Raw genomic sequence first — 12,308 nt, forward strand, 5'->3', positions numbered from 1 at the left:
AGGAAATTAAAAATCATAATTAACGGAGTTTTCCAATGTCTACTGCATTTTACATCCCTACAATCAACTTCATGGGTACTGGCTGTCTGAAGGATGCTGCTGATAGTATTCAGTCTCAAGGCTTTAAAAAAGGTCTGATCGTAACTGATAAGATCTTGAATCAAATTGGTGTAGTTAAGCAGGTACAAGACCTTCTTAGCCAGCGCGGCGTAGACGCAGTTGTATTCGATGGCACTCAACCAAACCCAACCATCACGAACGTTAACGATGGTCTTGAATTACTAACTGACAACGATTGTGATTTCGTTGTTTCTCTAGGTGGCGGTTCTCCACACGACTGTGCAAAAGGCATTGCTCTGGTTGCTTCTAACGGCGGCAAGATTGCAGACTATGAAGGCGTAGACCAATCTGAAAAGCCAATGATGCCTTTTATCGCTATCAACACTACGGCTGGTACAGCATCAGAAATGACACGCTTCTGCATCATCACTGATGAGGAACGTCACATTAAAATGGCGATCGTTGACAAGCACACAACACCGCTTATCTCAGTAAACGATCCTGAGTTGATGCTTGCTAAGCCTGCGTCACTAACTGCTGCAACCGGTATGGATGCGCTAACCCACGCAATCGAGGCTTACGTTTCTATCGCAGCAACACCAATCACAGACGCTGTAGCGATTAAAGCGATTGAACTTGTACAAGCGCACCTAAGAACTGCAGTGTCACACGGCGAAGACATTGAAGCGCGTGAGCAAATGGCTTACGCACAATTCATGGCTGGCATGGCGTTCAACAACGCGTCACTGGGTTACGTTCATGCAATGGCGCACCAACTGGGTGGTTTCTACGACCTTCCACACGGTGTATGTAACGCTATCTTGCTACCACACGTTCAACGCTACAATGCGCAAGTTTGTCCTGAGCGTCTTCGTGATGTTGCAAAAGCAATGGGCGTGAATGTGGAAGGCATGACAGCAGAGCAAGGTGCAGAAGCGGCTATCAATGCGATTGTTCAACTTGCAAACGACGTGAACATCCCAACGGGGATCGCGCAACTTGGTGCTAAGCTCGAAGACATCCCAACTCTGTCTGACAACGCACTGAAAGACGCTTGTGGTTTCACAAACCCTAAACAAGCGACTCACGAAGAAATTTCTGCGATTTTCGAAGCGGCAATGTAATCTAGAAATATATACAAAAACGAAACGTACAACGGGCTCTTTAAGAGCCCGTTTTCTCATCCTAAACTAAACCTTCCCTGCTAATTTAGGTCAACCAGACCCTACTAACTAATACAACCTTTCCTATTTGGCCTCACAAGATTTAACGGCGACATCTCGTGATGAAAAGTTCGCATTGTTTAAATTGCTTGGTTATAGTCAACCTATTGATATATAAAATGACATATAGGTTCCATTGAGTCGTTGGATAGTTAGCACTTCATTATTGGCATCACTCGCTACCCACTCTGCCCTCGCGGAGGAAAAGGACGAGTGTCACAGCCAGCCGCTGGAAGACACACGTGTCGAGAAAGCCTATCACTTCCTAAACAGCAGGTTTTGTCAACCCGCAATCTGGTTCGATAGCTTCTTTGTTGATGACCGTATTACGGAAGATGCTAGAGCTGGGACCTCGGTGCGTTGGTACAATGATTTCATCTATTCAGAAGGTGGTGATGTAGATTACTCAACCAAGCTCAACGCACGCTTGCATTTACCCTTTGTTAGCAAACGCCTCAAATTGATTTATGAATCGGTTAGCGATGAAGAGTTCTTGGATTTCTTCCCACAAGATTCTGAGGAATTAGAAAGTGCACTTGGTCTGCGTTACGACGCCTATGCCAAGGGATATAGCAGCTTCAATATTAAGGCGACATTACGACCACGTATCGAAGCTCGCTATCGTTTTACCTACCCTCTCACAACCGATGCGGTATTCAGGCTTACCCAGCGTGTATATCAAGAAAAACAAGAGACTGGCGAAATCACTGACATCGATTTTGATCTTTCCTTAAGTGATGATTTCTTGGCTCGATGGTCAAGCTTTGCAGGTTATAACGACGATCTTAAAGGTTGGAACTATGGTACGGGATTAACCTTGTATCACTACCTTTCTCAAGACCAGGCGCTGCAATATAGCGCCACGATTAATGCAACAGATGAGCCTTATAATCATTACGAATACGCTCAAGTTTCGATTACCTACCGACAAAATGTATGGAAAGAGTGGCTGTTCTACGAACTCACTCCTCGTTATCAATGGGAACGAGAGCCCAATGAGAAACATACCGAAGAAGCGAACATCACCCTTCGGCTTGAAGTCCTGTTTAACAATGTCTAGCTCAAGCACGTTTAGTTATTGTTTGTGATATGAGCATCGAGAGATAAAAACAGAAGCACAAAAAAAGCACATCATGCGATGTGCTTTTCAATTCTATAAAGCTCAAATTGAAGCCTTAACCTTTATAATTTCTCACTCGTGCCGCTTCTGCTTCACGTTTATCGACAACCGTCTTACCGATTGGCGCCAACGAGATAACCGCTAGTTTAAGGTGTTGAATCGCGAACGGAATACCGATGATGGTAATGAAACAAGCCACAGCTGACATGATGTGACCAATAGCCAGCCAGATACCCGCAAACAAGAACCAAATAATGTTACCAATCACACCTAGCGGACTCGTGCCAATGTCCATTTCATTGGTCAGCTCATCACGAGAAATTGCTTCCTGACCAAATGGGAAGAATGAGAAGTTACCCATAACAAAACATGCTCTGCCCCATGGAATACCAACGATGGTTAGGAATGCGAGCAGTCCGAAGAACCACCAAGCTAGCCCCATAAATACGCCACCGAACAGAAACCAAATGATGTTGCCTATTGTTTTCATTCTGTATTCTCCAAATCTTTGAATGCTGTTTATTTAATATGCCGAGTAAGGCATTGATTGTTGTAATAGGTTCATTATTGTTGAACCTTTATGAACCGTTTATGAATCACTTACATTTTATGTGATTGATACACGCCACGAAACGCCAAATCCGCATAGGGCAATTTGAATTTATTTGATACCATTCAGTTATCACCTAAGCACCGACTCAACAACGAATTTAAGGCCGAATCTATGAACAATACAGAGCAACCTAAAAAGAAAATGAAGAATTGGGTGCCTATCGTCTTCTTCGGACTTCTAAGCACAGTTCCAGTATTCATGTTCCTAGTCGACGTCTACATCAACCAGTATATGTAACAGAACCGTCATCCTAGCTGCATAAATGGATACCGGACCAACGGTCTGTATCCATTTCCACTAGATCATTTCTTCTGCAGTCAGCTCTTCTGTAATCAAATCAGCTCTTCGTTAATCAAATCAAGAATGTCGATCAACTCATGATCAGGCAGATTTAATAAGTTATCCCCTACATACCACTCAATTTTACATTGGTTTGGCAATTCGCTAATCGCTGGATTTCCTATCCAAATCTTATGCTTCTTAGCTATATTGTCGCGCAGGATAATGCCATCCTCAAAACTCACGGGTAAATAGAGGTGAAGCATGTTTACTTGGGGTTGCTGCGGGTTCACTTTGAACTGAGGGTAATCTTGTAGGATTTGATAAACCTGTTTGGTGCGTTCGTATAAAGCGGGCATCAGTTCTAATCGCTCATCAAACTGCATTGCAGCTGAAACCACATAAGGCGTTCGATGATAAACATTGCCACCTTGACGCTTCATCCACGCAGATGCTTTCGCTACAAAGGCTTTATCGCCTAGCAGCAACGAACCGCCAAGACCATTGAGACCTTTATACAGTGAAACGTAAGCACTACCGAAACCCTTAGAAATCTCACTGTATGACTTTTGATAATACGCGCCACACTCCCACAAACGCGCACCATCCATATGAAGGTGGATCGATTGTTCTTTGCAGTACTGCTTGATCGCTTCAAGCTCTTCCCATTCAGGTAATTGACCGCCAATTTCTCGCATGGGCAACTCATACAGCGCCGCCGCGATTTCATCTGGCCACGCCTTCAGGTCATCAACAGTCCAAGTGCGAAAAACGTTGCCGACTGGAAGCACGTTGAAGCGATTTTGGAGCTGATACCCTTGGCGTTCATGGCGCATAATATGGCTGGATTCGTGCATCGCCACTACTGGGTTTCTTTTTTCTTGGCAAGCAATCTCTAACGCTGTCGGTTGATTCATTGTGCCAGTAATCACAAACACGGCGGCCTCATAGCCGAGCAAATCAGCCACTTTGTTTTCAAAACTCTCAATAAAATCGCCATCACCATAGGTGTCGTGCGCCACATCATGTGTTTCGCACCATTCAGCCATTTGCGCGAAGGTTTGGGCTGGTGTTGGATCGAAGTGGCCAGAAAGCAGCAAATTACATTGTTGACGCAAGTCCGTGCTCATACCTTTTCCTTTATTCATTGTCGTTCTATGTAGGGTGATTGAATTATTTACGTTAGCCTTCAACGGTGACATAAAGTGCACCTATTCGCTTTTATTATTAGCGAATAATTAGTTTTACTTAGTCATCGGCTGCGTATGCCGGAAATACTCAAGTGGACGGATGTTTTATATATTTAAGTACCTAAAAACACACGCATCCAACTAGATAAGTATGGGCTAATTCGTTGTTGTTCAACCATTCTTCTATTATTGTATATCTATAATTCCAATAAATATTATTCGTTAATGGACAAAGAGGGCTATATGTCGAAAAATCGAGTCTTGGTGCTATTCGCCCACCCTTCTCAGCATCGCTCTGAAGCTAACAAACCCTTATTTGAGCAAGCCAAGCGTATTGAAGGCGTCACCTGTGTCGACCTTTATGCTGAATACCCAACCTTCAAGATCAATATCGATCGTGAGCAGAAACGCCTGTTGGACCATGACATCATCATTTTTCAGTTCCCACTATATTGGTACTCAACACCCGCGATTCTTAAAGAATGGCAAGACCTCGTCCTAGAATACGGATTTGCTTACGGCACCGACGGTAATGAGCTGCAAGGCAAAAGCTTGTTATGTAGTATCACCGCTGGCGGCAAAAAAGAGGCTTATCAAACTGACGGTTATAACCACTTCACCATCCGTGAACTGCTTCACCCAATTGAACAAACGGCGTCTTTGTGTGGGATAACCTACCTCGCACCCTTTGCTCTGTTTGGTTCACGTACCGCTTTGGAAGAAAACCGCATTCAAGAGCATGTCGATAGCTATAAAGTGCTGTTAGAGGCGCTGGTTGCCGGCGACATTAATATCAAAAAAGCCAGCAATGCAGAAAAGCTAAACCACTACGTAGAAGAACTAATGGCAGAGGTTAAATAATGACGGGATATTTTCTACAAGCGTTTATCTACTTAGTAGCAGCTGTCATTGCCGTACCTATTGCCAAAAGGCTTGGCCTTGGCTCTGTATTAGGTTATCTCATTGCTGGTGTTGTGATTGGTCCGATCATTGGCCTAGTGGGTGAAGAGACCACAACCATTCAACACTTTGCCGAGTTCGGGGTGGTCATGATGCTGTTCTTAGTCGGCCTTGAACTTGAGCCTAAGATGCTTTGGGCGATGAGAAACCGTCTTATGGGACTGGGTGGCCTGCAAGTTGGCGGCACTACCGCGATTGTTATGGGTATTGCCCTATTCTTCGGGCAACCTTGGACGATTGCACTCACCATCGGTTTGATCTTCGCACTGTCATCAACCGCTATTGTTCTACAAACGTTCAATGAAAAAGGGCTATCTAAGACAGAAGGCGGCAAGAACGCTTTCTCAGTTCTACTGTTCCAAGATATTGCCGTCATCCCTATGTTGGCGTTTATCCCTCTATTGGCGTTGCCAGAATTAATTGAAGCTGCACAAAGCGCGGTTGCTTCGGCTTCTGATCACCATGAAGAGTTAAGCCTTGTTGCTGGCCTACCCGGCTGGGCTTATGGCCTTGTGATCACGGCATCTATCGCGATAGTTGTTGTCGGCGGGCACTTTTTGAGTCGTCCACTGTTCCGCTTTGTGGCAAGCTCAGGCCTGCGTGAAATCTTTACTGCAACCGCACTAATGTTGGTGATTGGTATTGCTGCATTAATGAGCCTAGTCGGCCTATCACCGGCTTTAGGTACTTTCCTTGCTGGTGTGGTATTGGCCAACAGTGAATTCCGCCACGAACTTGAGTCTAATATCGACCCGTTTAAAGGGCTGCTTCTTGGCTTGTTCTTCATTACCGTAGGTGCTGGCATCAACTTTGATGTTCTATTCAACGACTTTGGTTTGATCATTGGCCTCACCCTTGGCGTTATGCTTCTTAAAGCCTTAGTACTATTTACGTTGGCGTTGATCTTCAAAATCAAAAACAGTGACCGTTGGCTGTTTACATTGAGCTTGGCGCAAGCCGGTGAGTTTGGTTTTGTACTACTGAGCTTCTCTGCTCAAAACCACGTACTACCTGCTGACATTGTCCAAACATTGTCGCTGGTTGTAGCACTTTCAATGTTCCTAACACCAGGGCTGTTCATTCTATTTGATAAAGTGATTCTGCCGCGTTACGAACAAAAATCGAACGACCGCGAAGAAGATACTATTGAAGAGAAAGGCACCGTTATCATTGCGGGCATTGGTCGCTTCGGCCAAATCGTTAACCGCTTATTGGTGTCGAATGATGTCAATACTGTGGTTCTGGATCACCAAGCGAACCAAGTAGATTTGTTACGCTCCATCAATATCAAATCTTACTTTGGTGATGCGACTCGTCACGACTTATTGCATACCGCCGGAATCGAAGAAGCCGCAATGCTAGTAGTAGCGATCGATAACCAAGACTCAAGTGTTGAATTAGTGAAGTACGTTAAACACACCTACCCTAAAGTGAAAATCTTAGCCCGCGCATTCGACCGTGGTCATAGTTATCGCTTACGAGAAGCAGGTGCAGATTCTGTAGTGTCCGAAACTTACCACTCTGCACTTGAAATGGGAGCAGAAGCCTTGCGCTCTTTAGGGCACCACCCATTCTTCGTCGAGCAGCAAAAATCGACGTATCAACGTGTTGAGAGCCGTAAGTCTGAAAAGCTTTACCAAGCTTGGTCTGAAGCGGAAGAGAACCCGCGCTACGACAACAACTATCGACAAATCTTCATTCACCTTGAAGAAGCAATGAAAGAAGATATGAAAAAAGACCGTTCAGACAAGCACTCTCGATCTGAACGAGGTTGGACACCGCCACCGAAAGGTTATGCAGATGGCTTTGAGGAAGAAGAAAGCTAAGCGAAAATTCTAATAAACACTCTAAGTTACCATTCAAAAAGCGGCTCTCGAGCCGCTTTTTCATTGTCTAGACACAAACAGCGCGACCAATGAAGCCAAATCACTAGACCTAAATCAGATGAACCACGAGATTTATGTGATCCAGTTATAATTTTCAATCTCAAGCTACCCGTCAAAAATGAATTCAGTTTTTACAATTATGAAACATTACCTCATTGCATAAACCATACCTTAAGAAGGGTTATATATGCACTCATTTTAGCGACTCACTTACCCGCTAAAATCGAAATGACCAGTTTCAGGGGTTTGAATAACATTGCATATATCAAAATTAGCCTGTCTCATCCCAACGAAATCATTCACAAAACCAATAAATTACGCACAGCATTCACAAATATAAGCCATTTGAGTTAACACAAACGTTTCAAAGTATGTCTATCGTTACAATTTGTAACGAGTGGAAGTTATCGGTATAGTCCTGCAATTCAAAAAGTGAGACCTTTGCGCTCACCTTAAAGGAGATATAATAATGATTACTAATGATGCTGTAATAATGGGCATGTTAGCTGTTATTCTTGGCGGTGTTTTTATCACGGAAAGTAGCCAAAATAGCGCACTGAAAAAATTCTACTCGTTCGTTCCGGGTCTATTGCTCTGTTACTTTGTTCCTTCATTGTTGAACAGCTTCGGCATCATTGATGCGTCAAACTCCAAGCTATACTTCGTAGCAAGTCGCTACCTACTGCCAAGTGCATTAGTTCTTCTGATCATCTCAGCTGACCTTCGTAAAATCTTTGGTCTTGGCTCTAAAGCCGTGATCATGTTCTTAACGGGTACTGCCGGCATCATCATTGGTGGCCCATTAGCGATTCTGATTATCGATCAAGTTAACCCTGATCTTGTTTCGGGCGACGTATGGCGTGGCCTAACGACTGTTGCCGGTTCTTGGATCGGTGGCGGTGCTAACCAAGCAGCAATGAAAGAAGTGTTTGAGGTTGATGACCAACTCTTCTCTGCGATGATTACGGTAGACGTTATCTGTGCAAACATTTGGATGGCTGTGTTGCTTATCATGGCGGGTCGTCAGAAGAAGATTGATGCTTGGCTTAAAGCAGACACTTCATCAATCGAAGAGCTAAAAGAGACGGTATCTAAATACCAAGAAGAGAACGCTCGCCCAACGACGACAACTGATCTAATGAAGATCACTGCGATTGCCTTTGGTTTGACTGGTCTAGCTCACTTGTTCAGTGACCTTATCGCACCTTGGATCTCGACCAACGCTCCGGAACTTGCGAAATACAGCCTGACATCTGGCTTCTTCTGGTTAATCGTTATGGTAACGACGTTCGCTCTTATCGCTTCATGCTTTAAGTCGACACGCAGCCTTGAGCACAGTGGCGCGTCTAAAGTAGGTTCTGCGTTCATCTACATCTTAGTTGCGACTATCGGTATGCAGATGGATATTACCGCAATCTTGGACAACCCTGGTTACTTCTTCATTGGTATCACATGGCTAACTATCCACGCTCTACTTATGATTGCGATGGCGAAGCTAATCCGTGCTCCACTGTTCTTCATGGCAGTCGGTAGCCAAGCTAACGTAGGTGGCGCGGCATCGGCTCCTATCGTAGCGGCGGCATTCCACCCAGCATTGGCACCAGTAGGTATCCTGATGGCGGTATTGGGTTACGCTCTAGGCACATACGGCGCTTACATTTGTGGCCTTATCATGCAGGCTGCGGCGGGTTAATTGAAGCTCACTAACCCAATAACACAAAGGCAGAACGATGATCGTTCTGCCTTTTTCACTTCTACTCTTTCACACTTAAATTAATCAAGTAAAGACGCCAGTTTATTTTCCACCACAGGGCTAATATTAAAGCTCAACATAAAGTCTGGACGCGTCTTTTCATCTTTCTCGATATAGTAATTCGCTTCAATGCCCAACTTCCAAGGGCGTCCGTTCAGGACAGCAGTTTTACTAACGCTGATATTTAACGGAATTTCCGCCTGATCCTTATTCCAGTCATACGAGAATGTCGGCGCAGAGCCTACCGTCCAACCGCCTCCTAAGATCTCCACCCAAAACACTTGTGTCGACGTCCTGTTGATTCGAGTATCAGAATGATCGGCTCCGTCTCCAGACACGCCATATAAGTGGTTTGGAAATATGCCTACAACTCGCTCACTACTCGCATTCCCGAACATGAACTCAGGCCCGATAGCAAATTGATCCGCCGTTAAGTCACTGCTGCCCGTAGGCAACGAAGCAAAGAGACCGAAAGCGACAATAGTACCGCCCTCCATTTTAGGTGCATAAGCTAAATCAAATGAGATGTCGGTAACGCCAGACTGATCCATACGCTGCGAGCTTGCTGGTGTATCTACATGGAAATCATTCTGAACATAAGAGATAGCCGGACGGAAGATTACTTTATCTCCATTATCCATAGGAAAAGGCAGTGTCGGCTGCAATACGGTTGCGAAAGTATCTCCTCCACCATCGTATCCACCTGAATACTGGAGTTTTAAATTGAGGCTAGCGTAAGCTGTGTTTGGGTTTGCAAGTTCCTTTGCTGCCTGCTCTGCTGCTTGATCGTTTTCGGCTTTCGAAATATCGACATCAGCGCTAGCAAAATTCGGCGTTAATAATATTCCAGTTATTATCAGTGCAAGTGGTTTACAAGCCATGAGCCCTCTCTTCAATAGTCAAAACAATAATGTGTAACTGCTTATTAAGTATTTTAGAGATTACTGCGCAGCAAAATGGCCATTAAGTGACAGAGAGGTGAGTTGATCGTAAGTAGAATTTAGATACAAAAATGCCCCAAATTTCTTTGAGGCATTTAGATTTTGGAATTAACTCAGGGTTTCCCCTATCAGCTTATTCCCAATCAAGGATCACCTTACCAGACATACCAGATCGCATCATGTCGAAGCCTTTCTGGAAGTCGTCCACTTTGTAATGGTGAGTAATAATTGGTGTTAGATCAAGGCCAGATTGAATCAAAGAAGCCATTATATACAATGGGAAATTAAGTTATTTAGAAACATAAACTTGCAAACAATCAAATTTGATAATGGCGACAAACTGGCGACATATTTTGAGCTATCAGATGAAAACCAAGTCAGTAATATGGTTTTTCTCGTCTAATTTCCCATTGAGTTACTAAAGATTAGTAATACCTATCACAAAATATGTCTTGTCAGCACACTATGATTTCGACTTAACGCCATTACATCATCTACCAACTTCTCGATTTGCTTTTGCTGCATTTGCATTCGGCCTTGAAAGCTTTGGTATTCACTTTCATCCACAAACGCTAGGCCGTATTCTCTCGCTTGTTGCTTAAGTAATTGCAGTTCTGGGGTTTGACTACGCAATTCATTTGTTAAGTCTTGTTTTAGTATTCTTTTTGCCAACGCATGTTCGAATCCATGCTCTTGGAACCAAGTACTGCTGTTGAATACGGCATTGTAGTGCACATGAACATTTTGGCTTGTTACGTTTTTCGCCTTCGCCAACTCAAAAATTAAGTCGTTTAAGGAGAGGTCTTGCGGAACGGTTGGAGTTGGAAGGGCTGGAACTGTGGGCATACTGTCGAACGCACGAATTACACTCAGGTGGAATTTTGGGCTAATCCACATCGCATAAGAGTAAACAAGTTCTTTGCATACCCAAGTCCCCGTATTACTACCACCACGTTTGGTGTTTACAGCAAAGCAGGAATTACTGCTTTGCTCAATTTCATTAACCAGTTCTTGAGTTTGCTGATTCTTGATAAAAATACTTGGACGATGTCGATTGTGTCCACCACTCGCTTTATGCAGATCGTTTAGCGAATACAAATTATCGAGTATGCGAATGTCTTTAGAAAGGATTGTTAGATTTGGCATGATGGCCTCCTTGGGGATGCTCTTTAAATCACCACACAAAGGGACTAATCTTCGGGTGGTGAGCTGAACAAGGTTAGTCCTACCGCTCCCAAGGTTACGGCCAGCCGAAGCTGCCTCGCCCAGCCCACCATAATGCTGATAGTACGTTTTATAGGTAAAACGACCATGTTCAGGTGTGCCGAAGCCACACATAAAAAAACCAGCAAAAGCTGGCGTCTATGCGCCTTGGGTGTATGTTGCGGGGGACTAATCCCGACACTGGATTTTGCCAGTGCCGTTACAGATTAACGATGTGGGAGATCGGTGTCAAACGTTTAATAACGTAGCATATTGTATATAGCGCAGTTCTTACAATCAGCTTGCCTATCCCATGAACGTAGACAGGATCGAGACAAAACAATTCCAGGAAAGACACGCCGTTCCAGAGTCACACTAAATTATTAATTAATTTAGATTCGTTTTATTTGTAACTATTGTAGCTTAGCCGCTCAAGCAAATACGAATGAGAGGCGTTATCATGGATAAGTTAAAGAAAATCATAGTTTCTTCGTTTTTCCTCTCCCCAATACATTGTTATGCCACAGAAATTAGAGGGGAAGCTTTACAATCGAATGACTCTTACGAAAATAAGATTAGTAATAAAAAATCGTTAGAGTTAGAAGCCTCCGGCTGTAATGGAGACCCCTCTTGGATTGATTACCCTTCCTTACCTCAAGAGCCTACAGAAACTAGTAAATCCGATACTAATTGCAGTTTTATGCAGTTTGCATGGCAATCTTTTGCTTATTATACCAGTGACAAGACACCGGATTTATTCTTGAATATGATGCCGAAAGACAGAATATTTAAAGAGATACCCGATAGTTGGGACAATAAAGGTGATCAAGGATTAGTACAAAGTGAGATCCTTCAAGCCGGCTCTAATTTCCCATTGAATGACCAAGAAGGCAATCCGGTCTTCTATCAACAAAGTGTCAATAAAAAATTCTACGATGACATCGTCAAACACGGATTAAACAATAGCCAATGTGTCGCCGATATTGACAGTGGGAAAACACCGTTTGAAATATCCCCAGGCTCCACTGAAGTAAAAACCTCATGGAAATTAATATCTAATAACGACAACCCTGAAAAATT

At 43.8% G+C, this 12,308-nt stretch carries 10 protein-coding genes and 2 pseudogenes; 7 read left to right on the top strand and 5 right to left on the bottom strand.

The features are described 5' to 3' along the window. Nucleotides 1-35 precede the first annotated feature (35 nt). A complete protein-coding gene (gene yiaY, locus QQ041_RS17680) occupies nt 36-1,184 on the top strand; it encodes an L-threonine dehydrogenase (RefSeq protein ID WP_285954641.1) in 1,149 nt (382 codons plus the stop codon). A 235-nt stretch (nt 1,185-1,419) separates the two neighbouring features. Then, nucleotides 1,420-2,343, top strand: coding sequence for a hypothetical protein (locus QQ041_RS17685; protein ID WP_285954642.1), 924 nt, complete (start codon nt 1,420-1,422; stop codon nt 2,341-2,343). Nucleotides 2,344-2,458: 115 nt separating this feature from the next. Here QQ041_RS17685 and QQ041_RS17690 read toward each other — a convergent pair whose 3' ends face one another. Then, entirely contained in the window at nt 2,459-2,893 is a 435-nt protein-coding gene (locus tag QQ041_RS17690) for a YccF domain-containing protein (protein ID WP_032544929.1), read from the bottom strand. A 234-nt stretch (nt 2,894-3,127) separates the two neighbouring features. Here QQ041_RS17690 and QQ041_RS17695 point away from each other — a divergent pair, with 234 nt between their 5' ends. Next, nucleotides 3,128-3,253 (top strand): hypothetical protein, encoded by a 126-nt coding sequence (locus QQ041_RS17695; RefSeq protein ID WP_017060906.1) that lies wholly within the window; start codon nt 3,128-3,130, stop codon nt 3,251-3,253. A 95-nt stretch (nt 3,254-3,348) separates the two neighbouring features. Here the strand turns inward: QQ041_RS17695 and QQ041_RS17700 are convergent, their stop codons facing one another. Next, nucleotides 3,349-4,425: a low specificity L-threonine aldolase gene (locus QQ041_RS17700; protein ID WP_285954675.1), complete on the bottom strand. Its 1,077-nt coding sequence runs from the start codon at nt 4,423-4,425 to the stop codon at nt 3,349-3,351. Nucleotides 4,426-4,728: 303 nt separating this feature from the next. On the opposite strand from QQ041_RS17700, the gene QQ041_RS17705 reads away from it, so the two are divergent. From QQ041_RS17705 to QQ041_RS17715, 3 genes are all read left to right on the top strand, one after another. Continuing rightward, nucleotides 4,729-5,346 carry an NAD(P)H-dependent oxidoreductase gene (locus QQ041_RS17705; protein ID WP_146490108.1) on the top strand — a complete coding sequence of 206 codons (618 nt, stop codon included), beginning with the start codon at nt 4,729-4,731 and terminating at the stop codon, nt 5,344-5,346. After that, entirely contained in the window at nt 5,346-7,271 is a 1,926-nt protein-coding gene (locus QQ041_RS17710) for a monovalent cation:proton antiporter-2 (CPA2) family protein (RefSeq protein ID WP_285954643.1), read from the top strand. Before QQ041_RS17705 ends, QQ041_RS17710 begins: the two co-directional genes overlap by 1 nt. 529 nt (nt 7,272-7,800) lie before the next feature. Then, the gene (locus tag QQ041_RS17715; RefSeq protein ID WP_239846724.1) at nt 7,801-9,024 is read left to right on the top strand and encodes a DUF819 domain-containing protein; all 1,224 of its coding nucleotides are present in this window, start codon (nt 7,801-7,803) and stop codon (nt 9,022-9,024) included. 80 nt (nt 9,025-9,104) lie between these two features. Here the strand turns inward: QQ041_RS17715 and QQ041_RS17720 are convergent, their stop codons facing one another. The 3 genes and pseudogenes from QQ041_RS17720 to QQ041_RS17730 form a co-directional block, all read right to left on the bottom strand. Further along, entirely contained in the window at nt 9,105-9,965 is an 861-nt protein-coding gene (locus QQ041_RS17720) for a hypothetical protein (protein WP_285954644.1), read from the bottom strand. Between the two features lie 193 nt (nt 9,966-10,158). Then, nucleotides 10,159-10,299: pseudogene (locus QQ041_RS17725) on the bottom strand (L-threonine 3-dehydrogenase); the annotation flags it as partial. Between the two features lie 164 nt (nt 10,300-10,463). After that, nucleotides 10,464-11,171, bottom strand: a complete 708-nt coding sequence (locus tag QQ041_RS17730) for a KilA-N domain-containing protein (protein ID WP_285954645.1) — start codon at nt 11,169-11,171, stop codon at nt 10,464-10,466. A gap of 517 nt (nt 11,172-11,688) precedes the next feature. On the opposite strand from QQ041_RS17730, the pseudogene QQ041_RS17735 reads away from it, so the two are divergent. Then, nucleotides 11,689-12,308: pseudogene (locus tag QQ041_RS17735) on the top strand (hypothetical protein); the annotation flags it as partial.

It is taken from the genome of Vibrio sp. TMPB1044 (genome assembly GCF_030442075.1).
Lineage (GTDB): Bacteria > Pseudomonadota > Gammaproteobacteria > Enterobacterales > Vibrionaceae > Vibrio > Vibrio satsumensis.

Bases quoted from the DNA above. Each gene is read 5' to 3' on its own strand.
- yiaY (WP_285954641.1), top strand. From the start codon at position 36: ATGTCTACTGCATTTTACATCCCTACAATCAACTTCATGGGTACTGGC.
- QQ041_RS17690 (WP_032544929.1), bottom strand. From the start codon at position 2,893: ATGAAAACAATAGGCAACATCATTTGGTTTCTGTTCGGTGGCGTATTT.
- QQ041_RS17695 (WP_017060906.1), top strand. From the start codon at position 3,128: ATGAACAATACAGAGCAACCTAAAAAGAAAATGAAGAATTGGGTGCCT.
- QQ041_RS17700 (WP_285954675.1), bottom strand. From the start codon at position 4,425: ATGAGCACGGACTTGCGTCAACAATGTAATTTGCTGCTTTCTGGCCAC.
- QQ041_RS17705 (WP_146490108.1), top strand. From the start codon at position 4,729: ATGTCGAAAAATCGAGTCTTGGTGCTATTCGCCCACCCTTCTCAGCAT.
- QQ041_RS17710 (WP_285954643.1), top strand. From the start codon at position 5,346: ATGACGGGATATTTTCTACAAGCGTTTATCTACTTAGTAGCAGCTGTC.
- QQ041_RS17715 (WP_239846724.1), top strand. From the start codon at position 7,801: ATGATTACTAATGATGCTGTAATAATGGGCATGTTAGCTGTTATTCTT.
- QQ041_RS17720 (WP_285954644.1), bottom strand. From the start codon at position 9,965: ATGGCTTGTAAACCACTTGCACTGATAATAACTGGAATATTATTAACG.
- QQ041_RS17730 (WP_285954645.1), bottom strand. From the start codon at position 11,171: ATGCCAAATCTAACAATCCTTTCTAAAGACATTCGCATACTCGATAAT.